At 70.3% G+C, this 23,125-nt stretch carries 19 protein-coding genes; 9 read left to right on the plus strand and 10 right to left on the minus strand.

Features of this window, described 5'->3' with window-relative positions; all coding sequences use genetic code 11:
* Positions 1 to 7 precede the first annotated feature (7 nt).
* Positions 8 to 238, minus strand: coding sequence for a hypothetical protein (locus tag ML342_RS03015; protein ID WP_240125452.1), 231 nt, complete (start codon positions 236 to 238; stop codon positions 8 to 10).
* A 62-nt stretch (positions 239 to 300) separates the two neighbouring features.
* Here ML342_RS03015 and ML342_RS03020 point away from each other — a divergent pair, with 62 nt between their 5' ends.
* Positions 301 to 1,080, plus strand: coding sequence for an SDR family oxidoreductase (locus ML342_RS03020; RefSeq protein WP_240125453.1), 780 nt, complete (start codon positions 301 to 303; stop codon positions 1,078 to 1,080).
* Between the two features lie 30 nt (positions 1,081 to 1,110).
* Here the strand turns inward: ML342_RS03020 and acs are convergent, their stop codons facing one another.
* Positions 1,111 to 3,054, minus strand: coding sequence for an acetate--CoA ligase (gene acs / locus ML342_RS03025; RefSeq protein ID WP_240125454.1), 1,944 nt, complete (start codon positions 3,052 to 3,054; stop codon positions 1,111 to 1,113).
* Positions 3,055 to 3,253: 199 nt separating this feature from the next.
* Here acs and ML342_RS03030 point away from each other — a divergent pair, with 199 nt between their 5' ends.
* Positions 3,254 to 5,368, plus strand: coding sequence for a M13 family metallopeptidase (locus tag ML342_RS03030; protein WP_240125455.1), 2,115 nt, complete (start codon positions 3,254 to 3,256; stop codon positions 5,366 to 5,368).
* A 139-nt stretch (positions 5,369 to 5,507) separates the two neighbouring features.
* Here the strand turns inward: ML342_RS03030 and ML342_RS03035 are convergent, their stop codons facing one another.
* The 3 genes from ML342_RS03035 to ML342_RS03045 form a co-directional block, all read right to left on the minus strand.
* Positions 5,508 to 5,720: a cold-shock protein gene (locus tag ML342_RS03035; protein WP_240125456.1), complete on the minus strand. Its 213-nt coding sequence runs from the start codon at positions 5,718 to 5,720 to the stop codon at positions 5,508 to 5,510.
* Positions 5,721 to 5,967: 247 nt separating this feature from the next.
* A complete protein-coding gene (locus ML342_RS03040; protein ID WP_240125457.1) occupies positions 5,968 to 6,303 on the minus strand; it encodes an EF-hand domain-containing protein in 336 nt (111 codons plus the stop codon).
* A complete protein-coding gene (locus tag ML342_RS03045; protein WP_240125458.1) occupies positions 6,300 to 7,502 on the minus strand; it encodes a DesA family fatty acid desaturase in 1,203 nt (400 codons plus the stop codon). Before ML342_RS03045 ends, ML342_RS03040 begins: the two co-directional genes overlap by 4 nt.
* 88 nt (positions 7,503 to 7,590) lie before the next feature.
* On the opposite strand from ML342_RS03045, the gene mutM reads away from it, so the two are divergent.
* The 3 genes from mutM to ML342_RS03060 all read left to right on the plus strand — a co-directional run bounded on the left by mutM (position 7,591) and on the right by ML342_RS03060 (position 11,919).
* A complete protein-coding gene (gene mutM / locus ML342_RS03050; RefSeq protein ID WP_240125459.1) occupies positions 7,591 to 8,403 on the plus strand; it encodes a bifunctional DNA-formamidopyrimidine glycosylase/DNA-(apurinic or apyrimidinic site) lyase in 813 nt (270 codons plus the stop codon).
* Positions 8,404 to 8,513: 110 nt separating this feature from the next.
* Entirely contained in the window at positions 8,514 to 9,089 is a 576-nt protein-coding gene (locus ML342_RS03055) for an ECF-type sigma factor (RefSeq protein ID WP_240125460.1), read from the plus strand.
* 28 nt (positions 9,090 to 9,117) lie between these two features.
* A complete protein-coding gene (locus ML342_RS03060; RefSeq protein WP_240125461.1) occupies positions 9,118 to 11,919 on the plus strand; it encodes a serine/threonine-protein kinase in 2,802 nt (933 codons plus the stop codon).
* Between the two features lie 56 nt (positions 11,920 to 11,975).
* On the opposite strand, the gene ML342_RS03065 is transcribed toward ML342_RS03060, so the two are convergent.
* Positions 11,976 to 12,596, minus strand: a complete 621-nt coding sequence (locus tag ML342_RS03065) for a thymidine kinase (RefSeq protein WP_240125462.1) — start codon at positions 12,594 to 12,596, stop codon at positions 11,976 to 11,978.
* A gap of 62 nt (positions 12,597 to 12,658) precedes the next feature.
* Between ML342_RS03065 and ML342_RS03070 the strand changes: the two genes are divergently transcribed.
* Entirely contained in the window at positions 12,659 to 14,671 is a 2,013-nt protein-coding gene (locus ML342_RS03070) for a UvrD-helicase domain-containing protein (protein WP_240125463.1), read from the plus strand.
* 89 nt (positions 14,672 to 14,760) lie between these two features.
* Positions 14,761 to 15,678 (plus strand): HAD family acid phosphatase, encoded by a 918-nt coding sequence (locus ML342_RS03075; RefSeq protein WP_240125464.1) that lies wholly within the window; start codon positions 14,761 to 14,763, stop codon positions 15,676 to 15,678.
* A gap of 89 nt (positions 15,679 to 15,767) precedes the next feature.
* Here ML342_RS03075 and ML342_RS03080 read toward each other — a convergent pair whose 3' ends face one another.
* Positions 15,768 to 17,045 (minus strand): acetyl-CoA C-acetyltransferase, encoded by a 1,278-nt coding sequence (locus ML342_RS03080; protein ID WP_240125465.1) that lies wholly within the window; start codon positions 17,043 to 17,045, stop codon positions 15,768 to 15,770.
* 76 nt (positions 17,046 to 17,121) lie between these two features.
* On the opposite strand from ML342_RS03080, the gene ML342_RS03085 reads away from it, so the two are divergent.
* Complete coding sequence (locus ML342_RS03085) at positions 17,122 to 17,994, plus strand: hypothetical protein (protein ID WP_240125466.1); 873 nt, start codon at positions 17,122 to 17,124, stop codon at positions 17,992 to 17,994.
* A gap of 26 nt (positions 17,995 to 18,020) precedes the next feature.
* Here the strand turns inward: ML342_RS03085 and ML342_RS03090 are convergent, their stop codons facing one another.
* The 3 genes from ML342_RS03090 to ML342_RS03100 form a co-directional block, all read right to left on the minus strand.
* On the minus strand, positions 18,021 to 18,587 hold the full coding sequence (locus ML342_RS03090) for a superoxide dismutase family protein (protein ID WP_240125467.1): 567 nt from the start codon (positions 18,585 to 18,587) through the stop codon (positions 18,021 to 18,023).
* 69 nt (positions 18,588 to 18,656) lie between these two features.
* A complete protein-coding gene (ntrC, locus tag ML342_RS03095; protein ID WP_240125468.1) occupies positions 18,657 to 20,063 on the minus strand; it encodes a nitrogen regulation protein NR(I) in 1,407 nt (468 codons plus the stop codon).
* Positions 20,056 to 21,093 carry a two-component system sensor histidine kinase NtrB gene (locus ML342_RS03100; protein ID WP_240125469.1) on the minus strand — a complete coding sequence of 346 codons (1,038 nt, stop codon included), beginning with the start codon at positions 21,091 to 21,093 and terminating at the stop codon, positions 20,056 to 20,058. Before ML342_RS03100 ends, ntrC begins: the two co-directional genes overlap by 8 nt.
* Before the next feature lie 94 nt (positions 21,094 to 21,187).
* On the opposite strand from ML342_RS03100, the gene ML342_RS03105 reads away from it, so the two are divergent.
* A complete protein-coding gene (locus ML342_RS03105; protein ID WP_240125470.1) occupies positions 21,188 to 23,083 on the plus strand; it encodes a putative bifunctional diguanylate cyclase/phosphodiesterase in 1,896 nt (631 codons plus the stop codon).
* The last annotated feature ends 42 nt before the right edge of the window (positions 23,084 to 23,125 follow it).

The following is a 23,125-nucleotide window of genomic DNA, read 5'->3' on the forward strand; positions in this document are numbered from 1 at the left end:
GGCGGCCTCATTGCGCCGCCTGCTCCGCGGCTCGCGCCTGTTCCGCGGCCTGCGCCTGGGTCGCATCCACCGCCTCGCGCGCGGCGTCCTTGTAGGCGTTGGCGGTCGCGGTGATCGGCGAGGCTGGCGCAGGCGACGCCTTCGGCACCGGCGGACGCTCGGGGTTCGGCGGCGCCGGATCCGAACAGGCCGTGAGCAGCGTAGCGAGGGCGAACGGCAGCAACAGGGCGCGCGACATGGCGATCTCCGGCGACGGGCTTGGCCTATCATCCTACGCCGGACGCCGCAATGGAGACCCTCATGCATTCGCCCCGCTGGAGCCTGCTCGGACAACGCGCGCTGGTGACCGGCGCCAGCGCCGGCATTGGCCTGGCGATCTGTCGCGAACTGCTCGGCCTGGGCGCGCAGGTGCTGATGGTGGCGCGCGATGCCGACTTGCTGGAACAGGCCCGCGCCGAGCTGGAAGAGGAGTTCCCCGGGCCGGAGGACGCCGTGCTGGCGCTGCCCGCCGACGTCACCGACGACGAACAGCGCGCCGAGATCATCGACTGGGTTGCCGATCAGGGGGGGATGCACATCCTCGTCAACAATGCCGGCGGCAACCTCACCCGTCCCACGCTGGACTATGGCGAGGACCAGTGGCGCGGGATCTTCGAGACCAACCTGTTCTCCGCCTTCGAGCTATGCCGGCTCGCACATCCGCTGCTGTCGCGGCATGCCGCCTCGAGCATCGTCAACATCGGCAGCGTCGCCGGCCTCACCCACGTGCGCAGCGGCGCGCCCTACGGCATGAGCAAGGCCGCGCTGCACCAGATGACCAAGAACCTTGCGGTGGAGTGGGCGGAGGACGGCATCCGCGTGAACGCGGTGGCGCCGTGGTACATCCGCACCCGCCGCACCCAAGCCAAGCTGGCCGACCCCGACTACCTGGACGAAGTACTGCTGCGCACACCGCTTGGCCGCGTGGGCGAGCCAGAGGAAGTCGCAGCGGCGGCCGCCTTCCTGTGCCTGCCCGCGGCCAGCTACATCACCGGCGAATGCATCGCCGTGGACGGCGGCTTCCTGCGCTACGGGTTCTGAAACGACCCAGCGGGGCAGCGCCGCTGCGCATCAAGCCGATGACCGACCGCGCACCAACGCGTCCACCACCGACGGATCGGCCAGGGTGCTGGTGTCGCCCAGCTGATCGGGCGCGTTCTCGGCGATCTTGCGCAGGATGCGGCGCATGATCTTGCCACTGCGGGTCTTGGGCAGGGCCGGCGCGAACTGGATCGCATCGGGCGTGGCGATCGGGCCGATCTCGCGGCGCACCCAGGCCACCAGCTCGGCGCGCAGGGCGTCGCTTTCCTGCTCGCCCGCCAGCAGGGTGACGTAGGCGTAGATGCCCTGGCCCTTGAGGTCATGCGGGAAGCCCACCACCGCGGCCTCGGCCACCTTCGGGTGCGCCACCAGCGCGCTTTCCACCTCGGCGGTGCCGATGCGGTGGCCGGAGACGTTGATGACATCATCGACGCGACCGGTGATCCAGTAATCGCCGTCGGCGTCGCGGCGGCAGCCGTCGCCGGTGAAATACATGCCGGTGTAAGTCTTGAAGTAGGTGTCGATGAAGCGCTGATGGTCGCCGTACACCGTGCGCATCTGGCCCGGCCAGGAATCGAGCAGCACCAGATTGCCTTCGGCCGCCCCGTCCAGGCGCTCGCCGGCGGCGTCCACCAGCGCTGGACGGATCCCGGGCAACGGGCGGGTGGCCGAGCCAGGCTTGAGGTCGGTGGCGCCGGGAATGGGGGCAATGAGGATGCCGCCGGTCTCGGTCTGCCACCAGGTATCCACGATCGGACAGCGGCCTTCGCCAACGACCTCGTAGTACCAGCGCCAGGCCTCGGGGTTGATCGGCTCGCCCACGCTGCCCAGCACGCGTAGCGACTGCCGTGAGGTGCGTTTCACCGGCGCCTCGCCCTCGCGCATCAGCGCGCGGATGGCGGTCGGGGCGGTATAGAAGATCGATACCCGGTATTTATCGACCACCTGCCAGAAGCGCGAGACATCGGGGTAGTTCGGCACGCCCTCGAACAGCACCTGGGTGCAGGCGTTGGCCAGCGGGCCATACACGATGTAGCTGTGGCCGGTGATCCAGCCGATGTCGGCGGTGCACCAGTACACATCGTCGGGCTTGAGATCGAACACCAGCGCGTGCGTGTAGCTGGCCCACACCAGATAGCCGCCGGTGGTGTGCAGCACGCCCTTGGGCTTGCCGGTGCTGCCGGAGGTGTAGAGGATGAACAGCGGATCTTCCGCGTTCATGCGCTCCGGCTCGCAGGTTTCCGGCTGGCCATCCACCACCGCGTCGAACCAGCGGTCGCGCGGCATCTGCATGGGCACCGCGGCGCCGGTGCGGCGCACCACCAGCACGGTCTCCACCGACTGCGTGCCGGGCAGCTTCAGCGCTTCGTCCACGTTCGCCTTCAGCGGCACCTTGCGGCCGCCACGCACGCCTTCATCTGCGGTAATGATGAGCTTGCTGCCGCAGTCGGCGATGCGGTCGGCGATCGAGTGCGGAGCGAAACCGCCGAACACCACCATGTGCACCGCCCCGATGCGCGCGCAGGCCAGCATCGCCACCACCGCCTCCGGGATCATCGGCAGGTAGATCGTCACCCGGTCGCCCTTGCGCACGCCGAGATTGCGCAGCGCGTTCGCCAGCCGGCACACGCGCGCGTGCAGCTCGCGGTAAGTGATGCGCTGCCCCGGCGCGGCCGGATCATCCGGCTCGAACATCAGCGCGACCTTCTCGCCATGTTCCGCGAGGTGGCGATCCAGGCAGTTCACGCTGGCATTGAGCTCGCCGTCGGCATACCAGCGGATGCGGAACTCCCTCAGGTCATAGCTGACGTCCTTGATCTGGGTGGGCACCCTGTACCACTCAAGGCGCTGGGCCAGACCGGCCCAGAACGCTTCGGGCGCTTGCTCCGCCTGCGCCACCGCGCGCGCCAGCGCCTCGCGGGTGGTGTTGGCCTGGGCCGCGAATGCGGCATCCACCGGGTACAGGTCGCTCATCGGGTCGTCCTCCTGCAGACACGGGCGCGGCCACCCGCGCCGGGATCGAGTGTGCCGCAGGCGGCCGCCCGCGGGGTTGGGCGAATGTTAAACCGCGTGCCAGCGCCGCCGCGTCCCCGCGACGGGCTGACTTCCTGCACTGGATCCCGTCCTGCATCGGTGCAAGATAAGCGGGCGCCTTTCCACCCATGAGCCGCCCATGTCCGCTTCCTCCTTCCGCCGCACCCCGCTGGCCATCGCCACTCTGCTCGCCGTCGCCGGCCTGACCCTGGCCGCCTGCAAGCCCGCCGAAGCCCCCAAGGCCGCCACCGCGGCCGCCCCGGTCGCGCCCCCGTCGATCGGCATCGACCTCGCCGGAATGGACAGGTCGGTGGCGCCGGGCGACGACTTCTACGCCTACGCCAACGGCACCTGGCAGAAGACCGCCGAGATCCCGGCCGACCGCAGCAGCACCGGCGTGTTCTACACCGTGTTCGAAAAGGCCGAAAAGCGCCTGGCCGATCTCGTGCAGGGCCTGCAGAAGCAGAATCCGCCGGCCGGCAGCAACGCGCGCAAGATCGCCGACTACTACGCCGCCTACATGGACGAAGCCGGCATCGAGAGCCGCGGCCTGGCGCCGCTGCAGCCGACCCTGGACGCGATCGCCCAGATCAACGATCGCAAGGCGCTCTCGGCCTACCTCGGCAGCACCCTGCGCGCCGACGTGGACCCGATCAACGCCACCAACTACTACACCGAACACCTGTTCGGCCTGTTCGTGGCCGCCGGCCTGGACGACCCCGGAAAGAACGTCGGCTATCTGCTGCAGGGCGGCCTGGGCATGCCGGATCGCGAGTACTACCTCTCCTCCGACCCGGCGATGGCCAAGAACCGGCAGGCCTACAAGGCCTACATCGCGGCCCTGCTGAAGCAGGCCGGCACGCCCGAGGCGGAGGCGAAGAAGCAGGCCGATGCGATCTTCGGCCTGGAGGTGCAGATCGCCAAGGCGCATGCCAGCGTGGTGGACACCCAGGACATCCACAAGGCCAATAATCCGTGGCTTACCTCCGAGCTCGGCAAGCGCGCGCCGGGCATCGACTGGCCGGCCTTCCTCGAGGCCGCGCAGCTGTCCGCGCAGCCGACCCTGGTGGCGTGGCAGCCGGAGGCGGTGAAGAAGCTGTCGGCGCTGGTCGCCAGCGCGCCGCTGCCGGTGTGGAAGGACTACCTGCGCTTCCACGCGATCAACGAGAACGCCGCGCTGCTGCCCAAGGCCTATGCCGACCTGCGCTTCGGGTTCTACGGCACCCAGCTGTCCGGCGCCACCCAGCAGCGCGACCGCTGGAAGCGCGCGCTGGCTGCCACCAACGCCGCCCTTGGCGACGCCATCGGCCAGCTGTACGTGAAGCAGTACTTCCCGGCCAGCTCCAAGGCGCAGGTGGAGGCGATGGTGGGCAACATCCTGGCCGCGTTCCGCGACGGCGTGGACCAGCTCGCGTGGATGAGCCCGCAGACCAAGGCCGAAGCCAAGCGCAAGGCCGAGAACATGCGGGTGATGGTCGGCTACCCCGATCACTGGCGCGATTATTCCTCGCTGGACGTGAAGCCGGACGACGCCCTCGGCAACGCCCAGCGCGCCCAGCTTGCCGAATACCGCCACCAGCTGGCCAAGCTGGGCCAGACCCCCGACCGCGGCGAGTGGTGGATGACCCCGCAGACGGTGAACGCGGTGAATCTGCCGCTGCAGAATGCGATGAACTTCCCGGCCGCGATCCTGGAGCCGCCGTTCTTCGACCCGAATGCGGATGCCGCCGCCAACTACGGCGCGATCGGCGCGGTGATCGGCCACGAGATCAGCCACGGCTTCGACAACCTCGGCGCCGAGTTCGACGCCGAGGGCCGCCTGCACAACTGGTGGACGCCGCAGGATGCAGCCCACTTCAAGGCCGCCACCGAGAAGCTGGTCAAGCAGTACGACGCCTACGAGGTGCTGCCGGGGCTGCACATCAACGGCCAGCAGACGCTGGGCGAGAACATCGCCGACGTGGCCGGCCTGCAGGCCGCGCTGAAGGCCTACCACAAGTCGCTGGGCGGCAAGCCGGCCCCGGTAATCGACGGTCTCACCGGCGACCAGCGCTTCTTCATCGCCTTCGCCCAGGCCTGGCGGACCAAGATGCGCGATGCCGCCCTGCGCGCGCAGGTGGTGGGGAACGAGCACGCCCCCGGCCCGTGGCGCGCGCTGACGGTGCGTAACCTGGACGGCTGGTATCCGACCTTCGACGTGAAGGAAGGACAGAAGCTGTACCTGGCGCCGGACGCGCGGGTGAAGATCTGGTGAGCGGCCGCGCCCGCCGCGGTTCCCCGCAACGCCGGCCTCGCGCCGGCATTCGGTTGGCCGGGTTCGCGCCGGTCCGACATTCTCGAAAACGAAACGCCCGGCACGGGCCGGGCGTTTCGGATCACGCGTGGGCGTGGCTTTAGAGCGGGCGAACCTGCTCGGCCTGCATGCCTTTCTGGCCCTTCACGGCCACGTAGGAGACCTTCTGGCCTTCCTGCAGGGACTTGAAGCCCGAGGACTCGATCGAGCGGAAGTGGACGAACAGGTCGCCACCACCGCCATCCTGGGTGATGAAGCCAAAGCCCTTGGCATCGTTGAACCACTTCACGGTACCGGTTTCGGTATTGGACATTGCAATTACTCCTTGGAACGGATGAAGCCGCAGGTGCGGCGGAAATGCTGGCGCCAAGGAGAATTGAGAAGCGGGTGTAACGATGCAGAGGAACGAGCGACTGCAACATCAGGCCACGATTCAAGGTGACCCTTGTCATTCAGCCAAGCCACGATAAGCGCAATCGCAGCAGAAAGCAAATCGGCGCAAGGATGCGGTTCAGCAAGCACCGTGCGCCGGATGCGCGAAAACGCACGCAAACGAAGGCTCAGCGCGGCGGCGCGGCCAGTTCGCGGGCATCGAGATAGCCGTCGTGGTTGGCGTCCTGGCGATGGAAGCGTTCGGCCAACTGCGCGCGATGCGCCTGCCGGGTGAGCGCCCGGCCCTTGCCGCCCGGCAGCTCGTCCGCCTGCAGCACGCCGTCGTGGTCGCGATCCATGCGATCGAAGGCGTAGCCCATCCAGGCCAGGTATTCCTCCAGCGATACCCGGCCATCGCCATCGGCATCCATGCGCGCCAAATAGTCGCTGGTGCGCTGCACCTGCTGCGCGCCCGCCGCCAGCGGCAGCAGGGCACACAAGAGCGCGGCGGGACGCCGGATCACGCCTGAGCCAGGGCATAGCCGCGCAGGCGCGCGGCGTACTCCTGCAGCGCGCGCACACCGCTGGCTTCGGCCTCCGCGCACCAGGCCTGCAACCGACGCAGCCGCTCGGCGGCGTCGTGGCCGCGGCTTTCCAGCACCTCGGCCAGGCGCCGGCGCTGTTCGAGCAGGCTGCGGATGCGCGGGCGCGCCTCCACCCAGGCCTGCAGCTGCGCGCGCGCGTCCGCCTTCAGCCAACGGCCGTCATCGGCCATGGCCTTGCGCAGCTTGCGCGGCAACAGCTCACGCAGCTTTGCGCCCGCCGCCGCGGCTTCCTCGCGCAGCGCCGGGGTGAGCACGTTGCGCTGGTAGTCGGTCATGGCCTGGAAGCGATGCGCCAGCAGCGCCTTCAGGGTCTCCGCATCGGGCATGTGGATGTTCGGACGCAGGCGCAGGGTGGGCGCCACCCGCAGCACCCGCGCCAGACGCAGCGCGGCCAGCAGCCGGATCACCGCCCAGCCGATGTCGAACTCGAACCGACGCAGCGCGAACTTCGCGCTCGAAGGAAACGCATGGTGGTTGTTGTGCAGCTCCTCGCCGCCGATCCACACCGCCCACGGCGTGAGGTTGGTGGCGGTGTCGGTGGTCTCGAAGTTGCGATAGCCCCACCAGTGGCCGAGGCCGTTGATGACGCCGGCCGCCCAGAACGGGATCCACGCCATCTGGATCGCCCACACGGCCACGCCCTTGAAACCGAACAGCACGAAGCTGACGATCAACAGCAGCGCGACGCCGGCATTGGCGAAGCGCGTGTAGAGATGGCGCTCGATCCAGTCGTCCGGGCAGCCCTTGCCGTACTGCGCGATGTCCTCGCGGTTCAGGCGCGCGGCGCGGTAGAGGTCGGCGCCGCGCCAGAACACGGTGCCGATGCCCTTGTGCATGGGGCTGTGCGGGTCGTCCTCGGTCTCGCACTTGGCGTGGTGCTTGCGGTGGATCGCCGTCCACTCGCGGGTCACCATCGAGGTGGTCAGCCACGACCAGAAGCGGAAGAAGTGCGCGACCACCGGGTGGAAATCCACGCCGCGGTGGGCCTGGCTGCGGTGCAGGTACAGGGTGACGGTGAAGATGGTGAGCTGGGTGACCACCAGCAGGTACAGCAGCATCTCGCCCCAGCCGAACTGGAGCAGGCCGCCGGCGAGGAAATCAATCATGGACGTGGACATCGGATGGCTCGTGGGACATGGGCGCGGATGCGCCAGCGCATGATGCCACGGCATGGCTGTACGCCGCCCGGCGCGGCATCATGGCCCCATGCCCGAGCTCCCCGAAGTCGAAACCACCCGCCGCGGGCTGCTGCCGCACGTGGCCGGGCGCCGCATCGAACACGTGCGCCTGCGTCGCGCCGACCTGCGCTGGCCGATCCCGCGCCAAGTGGAGGACCTGCTGCCGGGCCAGCGGATCGACGCCATCCGCCGGCGCGCCAAGTATCTGCTGCTGGACACCGCCGCCGGCAGCGCGCTGCTGCACCTGGGCATGTCGGGCAGCCTGCGGGTGCTGCCATCCGACACCCCGCTGCGCGCGCACGACCACGTGGACCTCGCGCTGGAGGACGGCCGCGTGCTGCGCTTCAACGACCCGCGCCGGTTTGGCTGCCTGCTGTGGCAGGCGCCGGGCACGCTGCACCCGCTGCTGGCCGGGCTCGGCCCGGAGCCACTGGAGGACGGCTTCGACGGCGACTACCTGTTCGCGCGCAGCCGCGGCCGCAGCGCCCCGGTCAAGGCCTTCCTGATGGACCAGGCGGTGGTGGTCGGAGTCGGCAACATCTACGCCACCGAGGCGCTGTTCCGGGCCGGGATCTCGCCGCTGCGCGCGGCCGGCAAGGTGTCGCGCGAGCGCTACGCCGCGCTGGCACGGGAAGTGAAGGCGATCCTCGCGCATGCGATCGCGCGCGGCGGCACCACCCTGCGCGACTTCCTCAGCCCCGACGGCGCGCCCGGCTACTTCGAACAGGAACTGCTGGCCTACGGGCGCGGTGGACAGCCCTGCCCGCGCTGCGGCCGCGCCCTGAAACAGGCCAGCATCGGTCAGCGCACCACCGCCTGGTGCGCGCATTGCCAGCGGTAAGCACGCCGGGACGCGGTGGCGGCGTGCGCGATGGGCGCTGCGCGCCGCGCACACCTGCCATTCGCTATAGTGCCGGCGTCCCCCGACACCCTCTGTTCATACAACCGACGATGACCCAAGCCGGCGATATCACCGTCCTGCTGGATGCCGCGCGCGATGGCGACCGCGCGGCGATGGACCGCGTGCTCGCCACGCTGTACCAGGAACTGCACGGCATGGCCCGGCGCCAGCTGGCCGGCCAGCACCACGGCCACACCCTGGACGCCACCGCGCTGGTGCACGAGGCCTACCTCAAGCTGGTCGGGCGCGGCAACGCCCGCTTCGACGACCGCGGTCATTTCTTCGCCTACGCCGCCTCTGCGATGCGCTCGGTGATCGTGGATTACGCACGCCAGCGCCTGGCGCAGAAGCGCGGCGGCGATCTGCACCGGGTCACCGACCTGCCGGAGGACCTCGAAGGCGGGCTGCGGGTGGACGAGGACATGCTGGCGCTGGACGCCGCCCTGCAACGCCTGTCGGCGCTGGACCCACGCCTGACCCAGGTGGTGGAGCTGCGCTATTTCGCGGGGCTATCGGAGCTCGAAATCGCCTCGCTGATGCAGCGCTCTGAGCGCAGCGTGCGCCGCGACTGGCAGAAAGCGCGGATGTTCCTGCTATCCGCACTGCAGGAGACGCCTCCGGCCTGACCGCGAGGTCGGGCAGGCGGTCACCGCGATGGACGCGCTGCGCTGGCAACGGATCTCGCCGCTGCTGGACGCCCTGCTGGACATGGCGCCGGACGCGCGCGCCGAGCATCTGGCGACCCTGCGCGCCGAGGATCCGGCGCTGGCCGATGAGCTGCAGCGTCTGCTTGCGCTGGAGGATGCACAGGACAGCCTGCTCGATACGCCGGCGCTGCAGCTGCCGCACGCCCCCATGGCAGGCGCCCGGCTGGGGCCGTACCGGCTGTTGCGGCTGCTCGGCGAGGGCGGCATGGGCCAGGTCTGGCTGGCCGCGCGCGCCGACGGGCTATACGAGCGCAAGGTCGCGCTCAAGCTGCTGCGCCCGGGCCTGGCCGATCCACAGCTGCGGCAGCGCTTCGACCGTGAGCGCGAAATCCTGGCACGCCTGGCGCATCCGTTCATCGCCCGTCTGCTGGACGCCGGCATCGACCAGAACGGGCAGCCCTATCTGGCGCTGGAATACGTCGAAGGCGAGCCGATCACCCACTGGTGCCAGGTGCGCCAGCTGGATCTGGCCGCGCGCCTGGACCTGTTCCGCCAGGTCTGCGAGGCGGTCAGCCACGCGCATGCCAACCTGATCGTGCACCGCGACCTGAAGCCGTCCAACATCCTGGTGACCCCGGCCGGGCACGTGCGGCTGCTGGATTTCGGGATCGCCAAGCTGCTCGACGTGCAGCCGCTGCCGGTGGAGCAGACGCGCACCGGGGTGCGCGCCTTCACCCTGCACTACGCCGCGCCGGAGCAGATCCGCGGCGAGCCGGTCACCACCATGACCGACGTGTACTCGCTGGGCGTGGTGCTGTACGAGCTGCTGACCGGCAGCAAGCCTTATCGGATCAAGCGCCAGACCGATGCCGAATGGGAAGAGGCGATCCTCGCCGGCGAGCCGGTCAGGCCCTCGCAGGCCGCAGCGCAAGCCGATCCCGAGCGCATCCGCCCGTACACCCCGGCGCGCCTGGCGCGCGTGCTGGCCGGCGATCTCGACAACATCGTGCTGAAGGCGCTGGCAAAACAGCCGGAGCAGCGCTACGTCTCGGCCGAAGCGCTCTCGCAGGACCTGCTGTGCCACCTGCGCGGGCGCCCGGTCTCGGCGCGCGGCCAGCGCATGGGCTACCGCCTGCGCAAATACCTGCACCGCCACCGCTGGGGCATCGCCGCTGCCAGCAGCGTGCTGCTGGTGCTGCTGACGGCGTTGGCGGTGGTCGGCTGGCAGGCCCAGCGTGCGCTGCGCGAGGCCGCGCGCGCGCAGGCGATGCAGCGGTTCGTGGCCGAGCTGTTCCAGGACGCCGGCGCTTCGGCCAAAAACTCGATCGATCTGCGCAGCCTGCTGGAGATGGGCATCCTGCGCGGCGAACGCAGCCTGGCGCGGCAGCCACAGGCGCGCGCCGAGCTGTACGGGGTGGTGGCGCGGCTGCGGCTGGAGCTGGGCGACTATCGCGAAGCAGACGCATTGCTGCAGCGCCAGGCGCACCTGCTGGCAGGGCTGCCGGAGGCCCCGGCCAGCCTGCGCCTGGAATCGGCGACCCTGCGCGGCAGCGCGCGCCAGCAGCTCGGCGATCCGGCAGGCTGTGTGCGCCAGATGCAGCCGCAGGAGGCGCTGGCCGCGCAAGAGCAGCAGCGCCTGCCGCTGCCGGCCGCCGAGTTCTTCGGCCAGCTCGGCCGCTGTCAGCATGCGCTGGGCGAGGATGCCGCCGCGCAGCGGCTGTTCGCCCGCGCGCTGGAGCTGCGGCGCCACGAAGGCGACGATGCCGGGGTCGCCGCCACCACCCTCGACCAGGCCCTGTTGCAGGCCGATGCCGGCCACCAGGCCCAGGCGCTGCACACCTTGCGGCAGGGCCTGGCGCACCTGCAGAAAGTGGCTGGCCCGCAGCATCCGCAGGCCATCGAAATGCTGCGCACCGTCTGCGCGATCGAGCGCGGCCTGGATGATCTCGACTCCGCGGTACACGACTGCCGCGCTGCGCTACGGCTAGCACAGGCACTGCACGGCGACGACCATCGCGCCAGCGTCGACGCCAAACGCCAGCTGGCGGCGCTGTACCTGGACCTCGGGCGACTGTCGGAGGCCGAGACGCTTTTCCTGGAAACCACCGCCTGGCTGCGCGCGCGCCTCGATCCGGATCACCCGGACCTGGCGCGCGCCTACAACAGCCTGGCGATCGCTGCCTGGGAGCGTGACGACGTCCAGCGCGCGCTGGCGCTACAGCAGCACGCCGTGACCGGCTGGCGCAAGTCCGGCAATCCCGCTCTGCTCGCCAGCGGGCTGTTCAACCAGGCGCTGATCCTGCACAGCGCGGGCCGCGACGACGAGGCCCTGGCACCGGCGCGCGAGGCGCTGCGCCTGCGCCAGGCCGGCGCCCAGCAGGCGCTGGTGGGCGACAGCCAGCGCCTGCTGGGCGAGATCCTGTGGGCACGCGGCGAGCGCGATGCCGCGCTGGTCGCCCTGCAGGCGGCGGTGCGCGCCACCCGCGCCGGTTTCGGCCCCGGGCATTCGCACACCCGCCGTGCCGAGATTGCGCTGGCACGCGCGCAAGCACAGCAGGGCGCACCGGAGGCCGTACTGCGGCTGCGGCGGCTGGCGCAGGCGCATAGCGACAGCCTGGAACAACGCAAGGCCACGTGGCTGGCGCGTGCCTACGCGGCCGCGCTGGACTGCGCGCAGCAACCTCGGCAGGCGCGCCTGGGGCTGGACGCCACCCTGACCGACATGCAGCTGGCGCTGCCCGAGGGCGGCGCGCTGCCGCGCGAAGTGGAGCAGCTGCGCACCCGCTGCGGAACGCCTGGCACCGACTGAAAATCGAACGCCGCGGCGACGACCGGCGAAACCTCCGCCCCTTTCATGCCGCCGACCTACAGCGGTAGCGGCGCCTGCAGCGGCGCGATGCTGCCCTCGCCGCGCATCACCTTCTTGAACTCCTTACGCGACACCGAGACGTAGCGCTCGTTGCCGCCGATCTCCACCTGCGGTCCGTCCTGCAGCGCGCGGCCGGCCTCGTCCACGCGCACGGTCATGGTCGCCTTGCTGCCGCTGTGGCAGATCGTCTTGATCTCCTGCAGCTCATCCGCCCAGGCCAGCAGATATTGGCTGCCTTCGAACAGCTCGCCGCGGAAATCGGTGCGCAGGCCGTAGCAGAGCACCGGGACGCGCAGCGCATCCACCACCTCGGACAGCTGCCAGACCTGCGGCCGGGTCAGAAACTGCGCCTCATCGACCAGCACGCAGTGCAACGGGCCGTGACTGGCGATGTCGAGTTCCACCAGATGCTGCAGATCGGCGTGATGATCGAACGCCAGCCCTTCGGCGCGCAGGCCGATGCGCGAAGCCACGATGCCGCTGCCGGCGCGCACGTCCAGCCTGGGAGTGAGGATGAGCACCCGCATCCCACGCTCGCGGTAGTTGTAGGCCGATTGCAGCAGGGTCGTGGTCTTCCCCGCGTTCATCGCGGAGTAGTAGAAGTAGAGCTTGGCCATGCACGGATTCTACCGGCGCACAAGGCTGGCATCGGACGCGGCCGGGCCGGACAATGGCGCCGATGTCTCGCGATCCTCTTCATGGCCTCAATCCCCCGCAACGCGCGGCGGTCCTGCATACCGAAGGCCCGCTGCTGGTGCTGGCCGGCGCTGGCAGCGGCAAGACCCGGGTGATCGTGGAGAAGATCGCGCACCTGGTGCAGAGCGGGCGCTACCCGGCGCGCCGGATCGCCGCGATCACCTTCACCAACAAATCCGCGCGCGAGATGCGCGAGCGCGTCGGCAAGCGCCTGAAGGGCGATGCCGCGCAGGCGCTGACCGTCTGCACCTTCCACGCGCTGGGGCTGAAGATCGTGCAGACCGACCACGCCCGGCTTGGCCTGCGGCGTGGCTTTTCGATCTTCGATGCCGACGATTCCGCCGCCCAGATCAAAGACCTGCTGCCGCCTGGACACAAACCCGACGCAGTGGCGGCGATGCAGCAGCTGATCAGCCGCGCAAAGAACGCCTGTCTGTCCCCGGAGCAGGCAGCACAGGCCGCGCGCAGCACCCGCGAGCGCGAGGCCGCGGCGCTGTACGCGCGCTATCAGCAGCGCCTGGTGGCATTCAACGCGGTGGATTTCGACGACCTGATCCGGCTGCCGGTGCAGCTGCTGGAGAACGACGAAGACGCGCGGATGAGCTGGCGCGAGCGCATCGGCTACCTGCTGGTGGACGAGGCACAGGACACCAACGACGCGCAATACCGGCTGCTGAAGGCGATCGCCGGCGCGGCCGGGCAGTTCACCTGCGTGGGTGACGACGACCAGAGCATCTACGCCTGGCGCGGCGCCAATCCGGACAATCTGCTCGCCTTGAGCCACGATTACCCGGCGCTGAAAGTCATCAAGCTGGAGCAGAACTACCGCTGCCCCGGCCGCGTGCTGCGCGCTGCCAACGCGCTGATCGCCCACAACCCGCACGAGCACCCCAAAACGCTGTGGAGCCAGGCCGCCGACGGCGAGCGCATCCGCGTGTGGGAATGCCGCGATGCCGCGCATGAAGCCGAGCGGGTAGCCGCCGAGATCCAGTTCATCGGCAAGCAGCTCGCCAGCCCCGAGCGTCCACCGCCGTGGGGCGAGTTCTGCATCCTGTTCCGCGGCAACCACCAGAGCCGCGCGCTGGAAAAGGCGCTGCAGCTGCTGCGCATTCCGTATCACCTCAGCGGCGGCACCGCCTTCCTCGATCGCGGGGAGGTGAAAGATGCGCTGGCCTGGCTGCGCCTGCTGGCCAATCCCGACGACGACGCCGCTTTCCTGCGCGCGGTGCAGGCGCCCAATCGTGGCGTTGGCGCCGGCACCCTGGCCAGGCTTGGCGAGCTGGCCCAGCAGAGGCATCTGTCCCTGGCGCGCGCCGCGGAGTCGCTAGCGGTGGCGCAGCAGCTGCCGGCACGCGCCGCGAACGCGCTGCAGGGCTTCTCGGCGATCGTCCAGGGCCTGCGTGCGGACGCACACACGCTGCCGCCGGCCGAGCTGGTCCGCCGTCTCAACGAACGTTCCGGCCTGTTGGCTGCGCTGCGCGCCAGCTGCAAGGACGAGGCCCAGTTCCAGATGCGGCGACGCAACCTGGACGAGCTGGCGGACTGGTTCGACGGCCCGAAAACCAGCGGCCCCGGCGAGCTGGCCGCCGCGCTGGCGCTGCTCTCGCATGCCGACAAAGGCGAGGCCGGCAATCAGGTGCGGCTGATGTCACTGCACGCGGCCAAGGGCCTGGAGTTCCGCTTCGTGTTCATCGTCGGAGTGGAAGACGGCAATCTGCCGCACGAGGCCAGCCTCGAAGAAGGCCGGCTCGACGAGGAACGGCGGCTGTTCTATGTCGGCATCACCCGCGCCAAGGAGCGACTGTGGCTGTCGTATGCGAAGGAAGCCCAGCGCTGGGGCGAGCGGCTGCGCCTGTCGCCCAGCCGCTTCCTGGACGAGCTGCCTGCGGACGACCTGCTGCGGGACGGCGCCGATCCCGAGGCGGAGGCCGCGCACAAAGCCGCACGCCGCCGCGCCAGCCTGGCCGAGATCCAGGCGCTGCTGGCGGACGACTGACGAGAGCTCGACGAACGCCGGCGCCTGCCGACATCGCCACGCCATGCGGCAGTCTTAGAATCGCCGTCTTCCTCTGTTTGGAGCCCTGCATGCGTCGTTCCGATCTCCTCTCCGCGCTGGCCGTCGCGCTGGCGCTGTCTGCCTGCCAGAGCATGCCGCACGCCGCGCAGGCGCCCGTCGCCGCACCGGCACCCACCGCAGCGGCCCCTGCCGCGCCCGCGCCGGCACCTGCCGCGCTGCCCAACGACAACCTCAACGCCACGGTATGGATGCAGCAGACGGTGGAATACGCGGCCGTCACCCAGACCGTGTACCGCGCGGCCGAGGCGCGTCTAGATCAAGCATTGAAGGACAAGACCTGGGATGCGCTGGTGCCGGAGGAGCGCGAAAAGCCGGCCGCGAACCTGCCGCCCGCGGTCATCGTGGACGTGGACGAGACCGTGCTCGACAACTCGCCCTACCAGGCGCGGCTGGTGCGCAGCGGTGGTGACTACGACGAAGCGAGCTGGGCAGCCTGGGTGAACGAACGCAGGGCGCGCGCGATTCCCGGCGCGGTGGCCTTCGCCCAGGCCGCGGCGGCGCGCGGCATCACCGTGCTCTACATCTCCAACCGGGCGGTGGATCTGGATCAGGCAACCATCGACAACCTGAAGTCGGAAGGCTTTCCGGTCAAGGACGCCAGCGTGTTCATGGGCCTGGGCACGTTCGTGCCCGGCTGCGAACAGAACGGCACCGAGAAGGACTGCCGGCGCCGTCTGGCCAGCCGCCACTACCGCATCCTGCTGCAGGTGGGCGACCAGCTGGGCGATTTCGTGCAGATCATCAGCAACACCCCGGAAGGCCGCGCCGCGCTGTTCAGGCAGTATCAGACCTGGTTCGGCCAGCGCTGGTTCATGCTGCCCAATCCGTCCTACGGTAGCTGGGAGCCGGCGCTCTTCAACAACGACTGGACCCAGCCGGCCGACGTGCGCCGCAAGGCCAAGCAGGACGCGCTGCGAACCGACTGAATCGCGGCATGCGGCCGGCGCGCGCATGCACAGCGCGCCCGGCGATCAGCGGCGCGCAGATGGCGGCTCGCGCCCGCGCCGCGGCGGCGTCAGCGCTCCAGGATCGCCGCCACGCCCATGCCGCCGGCCGTGCAGATCGAGATCAGGCAGCGCCCATGGCCGCGCTGCCTGAGCTCCTTGGCGGCCGTGGCGACGATGCGCGCGCCGGTGGCCGCGAACGGATGACCGGTCGCCAGCGAAGAGCCGTTCGGGTTGATCCGGTTGGGGTCGATCCGCCCCAGCGGGGCGGCGAGCCCCAAGCGGTCGCGGCAGTAATCGGCACTCTCCCAGGCGCGCAGGGTGCACAGCACCTGGGCCGCGAACGCCTCGTGGATTTCGTAGAAATCGAAGTCTTGCAGGGATAGCCCATTGCGCGCCAGCAGCTCGGCGACGGCCACCGTGGGCGCCATCAGCAGCCCTTCGCCGTGCATGAAATCCACCGCCGCCACCTGCGCGTCGCGGATGTGGCACAACACCTCGTGGCCATGCGCATTGGCCCAGTCGTCGCTGGCCAGCAGGCAGGCGGCCGCGCCATCGGTGAGCGGGGTGGAATTGCCGGCGGTCAGGGTGCCGCGTCCGGAGGTCTTGTCGAACGCGGGCTTGAGCGTGGCCAGCTTCTCGATGCTGGTGTCCGGGCGCAGGATGTTGTCGCGCGACACGCCGCGGAAGCTCACCACCAGATCGTCGAAGAACCCGCGCGCATAGGCAGCGGCCAGCTTGTGGTGGGAATCGGCGGCCAGCGCATCCTGCGCTTCGCGCGAGATGTTCCATTCCTTCGCCATGTCCTCGCAATGCTGGCCCATCGACTTGCCGGTGCGCGGCTCGGCCACGCCGGGGAACTCCGGCTTCAGTTCGGACGGGCGGAAGCCCTTGAACGCCGCCAGCTTCTGGCCGAAGGTCTTGGCCGCGGCCGCGCGCAGCAGGCGCTGGCGCAGGGTCTTGCCGTACACGATCGGCACGTCCGAGGTGGTGTCGGAGCCGCCCCCGATGCCGGCCTCGATCTGGCCCGTCGCGATCTTCCCGGCGATCAATAGCAGGCTGTCCAGCGAGGTGCCGCAGGCGCGCTGCAGGGTGATCCCGGGCGTGCGCGGCGACAGCCCGGAGGACAGCGTAGCCTCGCGCGCCAGGTTCCAGTCCGAGGAGTGCTTGATCACCGCGCCCATCGCCACCTCGCCCAGCTGCTGCCCGTGCAGGCCGAACTTCTCGACCAGCGCGCCCAGGGTGCGCACCGACAGGCCAAGATTGCCGACATCGGCATAGGCGGTGTTCTGGCGGCAGAACGGGATGCGGACGCCACCCAGCACGGCGACGGGACGACCATGTTGCATGCTTCACCTCGAGGACGCGCCCGCGGCGCGGGCATAATGGCAAGTGTAGCGTTGCCTCGCCGAGCCCGGACTCCACATGCCATTCGACGCCTCAGACCGCGCCGCATTCCGCGGCGTGATCGCCCTGGAACTGCGCGACGGCGCGCCGCCGGCGCGCGCCGCGCTGGACGCCGCCGGCGCCGGCGACGTGGCCGAGCGCCTCGGCCGCGACCTCGCCAAGCTGGTGCCGGAGGTGGCCGTCTGCGAACTGGCCCTGCTCGGCGCCCATTTCGACCCGGCCGAGGCCCTGCGCCCCGGCTGGCCGCTGCACCGGCGCGCGCTGGAACTGCTGCAACGCGCGCCAGGCAAGGCGCAGGGCGCGCGCATCGTCGGCTTCGGCGCGGACGCGCAGGGCGCAGTGCCGCTGCCCCTGCAAGCCGACCCCGCGCTCACCGGCGGCAGCCTGCGGGTGCTGCCGTTCGTGCTGCGCGGCGAGGCCGCGGAAGGCGTCGGCGAGGCGCTGGAGGCGCTGCTGCTGGACCGCGGGATGGCCGCCGCCGATACCGCGCTGGCGCTGCAGGACGGCCTGGGCGCAACGCTCGAGCACGCCCGCTACCTGAGCCTGCACGACCTGCTGGCGATGATGGCGCTGCAGTACCAGAACGTCGGCCTCGACGGGCTGTGGTCGCTGCTGGAGACCGCGCTGCTGGACCCGAGCGGCACCCGTCTGCTGGACGCACCGCCGGAGCCGCTGGCGCGCTATGCCGACGGCGAGGTGCGGATCGCCCTGCTCGACCCTGCCGCCTGGCGCCGGCGCAACCTGCCTGACGCAGCGGACGGCGCGCGCCTGGAGCGCGGCTTCGCCCTGTTCCAAGCCCGCCAGCGGCAGTACGCCGCAGTGCTGGGCGCGCACGCCATCGACGTCACCTTCGTGCACTGCGGCGACGGCGACCCCGCCTGCCTGCACTGAACCGGCGCCCCCGCGCGGAAGCGCCGTCAGCGGGTGACGCGGATCACCCCGCAGGCGATGCGCGCGCCGGCGTTGCCGGCGGGCTGGCTGCGGTAGTCGTCGGGCGCGACATGGACGACGATCGCGCGGCCGGCGATGTCGTTGGCCGCGCCGGTGCCGAGGCTGACGCCGGAGAGATGCACATCCACCCGCGCCACGCCGTTGCCATCGGCCGCCAGATTGTCGGCATCGCCGGCGTGGTGGGCGCCGTGGCCGGCGCGCCCGTGCGGCTGCGCGTCGGGGTTGAAATGGCCGCCCGCGCTGCTGGCATCCATCGCGCTGCAATCGCCTGTTTCGTGGATATGGAAACCGTGCTGACTGCCGGGCGTCAGACCACCGATCGTTCCCGTGATGTGCACACCATCGCCCATCGGCGCCAGCACCAGGCGCCCACTGACCAGGCTGCCGGAGGCCGCCGCGAGATTGGCCACGGCCTCGGGCGCGCTGCCGGCCGGGGCAACCACGGCCTGCGCCGGCGCGGGCGACGGCGCGCTGGCGCAGGCACCCAGAAGAACGCTGCAGGCGGCGGCAAATGAACTCGCAATCGGCTTCATGGGGAATCCTCCGCGAATGGGTCGCATCACTCTACCCGCACGCGCTGGAAACCGGCATGACGCCGAGGATCAGCGCCGAAAGCGCGACGGGCCCAACTTGCGGGTCAGGGTATTGCGGCTCAGGCCCAGCGCCTGCGCAGCCTCGCCACGATGGCCCTGGTGCAGTTCCAGCGCGGCTTTGAGCAGCACGCGGTCGAAGCGCTCGCGCGCCTGCGCGTGCAGATCGGGAGTCCCGGCCGCCAACTGCGCGCGCGCCCAGGCCGCCAGCGGCCGCGTCCAGTCCTCATCAGCCTCGTCCGCATGCGCGCCGACGGCACCCGGCAGCGCCTGCGTCAGATCTGCCGGGGTGATGGTTTCTCCCGGCGCCAACGCCGCCAGGCGCCAGCACACGTTTTCCAGTTCGCGCACGTTGCCCGGCCACGCGTGCGCGCGCAGGCGCTCCTGCGCAGGCGCGGACAGCCGCTTGGGCGGCAGCCCCAGGGTACGCGCGGCGTCCTGCAGAAACCGCGCAGCCAGCAGCGGGATGTCCTCGCGCCGCTCGCGCAGCGGCGGCAGCTGCAAACGCACCACGTCCAGCCGGTGCAGCAGGTCGGCGCGGAAGCGGCCCTGTTCCACCAGCGCTTCCAGCGGTTGGTGGGTGGCGGCGATCACGCGCACGTCCACCCGGATCAGCTCACGCCCGCCGACCCGGAAGAACTCGCCCTCCGCCAGCACGCGCAGCAGGCGCGTCTGCAGCGCCGCGGGCATGTCGCCGATCTCGTCGAGGAACAGGGTGCCGCCGTTGGCCTGCTCGAAGCGCCCGAGCTGGCGCCGGGTCGCGCCGGTAAAAGCGCCGGCCTCGTGCCCGAACAGTTCCGACTCCAGCAGCTCGGCCGGGATCGCGGCCGTATTGAGTGCGATGAACGGCTTGTGCGCGCGCGGCGATTCGTGATGCAGGGCGCGCGCCACCAACTCCTTGCCGGTGCCGGTCTCGCCGGTGATGAGCACCGACAGCGGCACCTGCGCCAGGCGGCCGATCGCCCGGAACAGCGCGCGCATCGCAGCCGACTGGCCGAGCAGGGCCGGCCCCTGCTCGAACCGCGCGGGCACGGGTGGCGGCGTGGGCGCGGTCTGTAGCACGCGCTGGACCAGTGCCACCGCCTCGTCCATGTCGAACGGCTTGGACAGGAACTCCTGCGCGCCGCCGCGGAACGCACCGGCGGTGCTGGCGATGTCGGTATGCGCCGACATCACGATCACCGGCAGCTGCGGATGCGCCGCCTTCAGCCTGTCCAGCAGCACCAGCCCGCTGTCGCCGGGCATGCGCACGTCGGTCAGCAGCAGGTCGGGACGCTGCCCGTCGGCCAGCGCCGCCAGCACCTCCGCAGCATTGGAAAACGCGGTGACGCGATAGCCGGCCTCGCCCAGCGCCGCGGCCAATACGAAACGCACCGAACGGTCGTCGTCCACGATCCAGATCTGCGCCGCCTCAGCCATCGGCGTGCTCCGTTGCGCCGCCCAGCGGCAGCATCAGGGTGAACACGGTATGTCCCGGACGCGAGCGCCAGGTCAGCGCCCCGCGATGCTCGCGCGCCACCTGCTGGGCCAGCGCCAGGCCCAGCCCGGTGCCGTCGGCGCGCCCGCTGACCAGCGGCAGCAGCACGTGTTCGGCCAGCTCCGGCGGCACGCCGCGACCGTCGTCGATCACGTCCAACCGCAGCGCCAGCGTTGGCGGCGCGCTGCCGATCCGCGCCGCGTGCTCGGCGCGGGTGCGCAGGGTGACGCTGCCGGCACCGGCCTCGATCGCATTGCGCACCAGATTCCAGACCGCCTGCGCGAGTCGATCGGGATCTGCGGGAAACTCCGGCAGCGAGGGGTCGTAATCGCGCTGCAAACGCACGGCCCAGCCGGCATCGCTCTCGGCCAGCCGCAACACGCGCTCCAGCACGGCGTGGATGTTGACCGGCGCGAACGGGCGCGGCGGCGCCGGGCTGAGCAACTGGTCCACCAGCGCCGACAGTCGCCCGACCTCGCTTTCGATGATGGCGGTCAGCTCACGGCCCTCCGCATCGATCCGCCGCGCCAGCAGCTGCGCCGCGCCCTTGATGCCCAGCAGCGGATTGCGCAGCTCGTGCGCCAGCCCTTTCAGCGAGGCCGCCAGCGCCGATGGCAGCAGCTGCGCCGGGTCCTCGCCGGGAAACTCGTCCACTGGATGCGCTTCCAGCCATAGCCCGCCATCCACCGGGCTCAGCCAGAGGTCGGCGAACTGCGGCCGCGCGCCTCCCGGCAGCGCCAGCCCGACCCGGCGCAGCCGCAGCGGGGCCTCCAGCCCACGCGCCAGCCCCGTGGCGAGCTGCTGACCGTCCTGCTCCAGCGCGGCCGCCTGCAAGCCCTGCAGGCGCCGCTGGCTCACGCCCAGCCAGCGCGCGATCGCCAGATTGGCGAAAGTCACCACGCCCCCCGCATCCAGCCGCAGCAGCGGCGTGGCCAGGGCATTGAGCAAGGCAGTGTCCGAAGGGTTGGCCATTTGCACTAATCTAGTGCAAACCCGATCGCCGCGCCGATTCAGTGGCGGCATTGGCTGCCGACAATACTGAAACCGGACCCCCGACGAGCCCTGCATGTCCTCTCCCTCGCGCCGGCCCGACGCGTCACCCGATCCGTTTGCCGCCGGTCGGCGGCGCCGGCTGCGGCAGGTGCTGTGGCTCCTGACCGGGGCCTTCGCGCTGGTCATCGGGCTGAATCTGGCCGATGCGGCGTACGCCACTGCCGGCCTGGAGGGAGCGATCATCGGCCTGCTGCTGCTCGCGCTGTGGCTCCAGCGTCGGCACTTCCACGATGCGGTGACGCTGACGGCGGCTTCGCTGCTTCTGGGCCTGGGCGTTCTGGTGGCGCACAACCAGGGCCTGTACGACGAAGCCGTGCTCGCGTTCCCCGCGCTGTTGCTGTTCGCGGGCATGTTCGGCTCGCGCCGGTTGCTGCTCGGGCTGATCGTCGCCGTGCTGGCCGCCCTCCTCGTCCTGTTCTGGCTGCATCAGTCCGGCCGCCTGCCGAGCGTCCCGAAAGTTCCAATGGACTGGCGGCGGCCGTTCGTGATCGGCCTGATCATGACCGTCACCGGGCTGTTCGTATGGATGGTCGTACGCGACCTCGAGGCCATCCTGCGCCAGCTGGAAGAGGAGAAAGCCGCGCTGGAACAATCGCACGCGCAGATCGAGATCCTCGCCCAGCGCGACAGCCTGACCGACTTGCCCAACCGCGCGCTGGCCAAGGATCGGCTCACCCACCTGCTGACCCAGGCCCGACGCAACGGCCGGATGGTGGCAGTGATGTTCCTGGACCTGGACAACTTCAAGACCATCAACGACTCGCTCGGACATATCGCCGGCGATGCGCTGCTGTGCCAGGTCGCCGACACCCTGCGCAGCTGCGTGCGCGAATCCGACACCGTGGCGCGGCTATCGGGCGACGAGTTTCTGATCCTGCTCGGGGATCTCCCGGATGAAGACGCGATCATCGCCGCCGTGGCCAATCTGACCCATCGGCTGGGGCAGGCGTTCCAGGTGGAGGGCGTGGACGTGCTGGTGACCGCCTCGCTGGGGATCGCGGTGGCGCCGCGCGACGGCAGCGATACCGACACCCTGCTCAAGCACGCCGACATGGCGATGTACCGGGCCAAGGATGCGGGCCGCAACACCTTCCGCTTCTTCGACCCGAGCATGAATGCCAACCTGGTCGAGGAACTGCATCTGACCGCCGCCCTGCGCTCGGCGCTGGGCAGCGAGCAGCTGATGCTGCATTACCAGCCGCAAATCGAACTGGCGAGCGGCCGCATCGTCGGCGCCGAGGCCCTGCTGCGCTGGAAACACCCGGAATACGGCTGGATCTCCCCCGCCAGGTTCATCCCGATCGCAGAGCGCAGCGGCCTGATCCACGAGCTCGGCGCCTGGGTGCTGCGGCAGGCCTGCCTGGACGCGCAATCCTGGCGCGAGCGGGGCCTGGGCGAGCTGGGCGTGGCGGTGAACGTCTCGGCCGCCCAGTTCCGACGCGAGAGCCTCGAGCACGACATCGCCCGTGCCCTTGCCGCCAGTGGTCTGCCGGCGCAGGCGCTGGAGCTGGAACTGACCGAATCCCTGCTGATGGCCGATGCCCGCCATCTCGCCAACGTGCTGCAGCGGCTCAGCGCCAGCGGCGTGAAGATCGCCATTGACGACTTCGGCACCGGCTATTCCAACCTCGGCTATCTGCGCAACTTCGCGGTTGACCGGCTGAAAGTGGATCAGTCATTCGTGCGCCAGATGACCCGCGATTCGCACGCGCAGGGACTGGTACGCGCGATCATCGAAATGGGCCACTGCCTTGGCCTGCAGGTGGTGGCCGAAGGCGTGGAAGACGCGCAGACGCTGGCGGGCCTGGTCGATGCCGGCTGCGAACGCGGCCAGGGCTTCCACTGGTCGCCGGCATTGCCGCCACAGGATTTCATCGCGTTCGTGCAGGGCCACCAAGCCCGCGGCTGAGCGTGGGTGGAGCTGCGCAGAACACGCCAGCGAAGATGGCGC

Source organism: Thermomonas alba, assembly GCF_022419205.1.
In the GTDB taxonomy this organism is placed as follows: Bacteria; Pseudomonadota; Gammaproteobacteria; order Xanthomonadales; family Xanthomonadaceae; genus Thermomonas; species Thermomonas alba.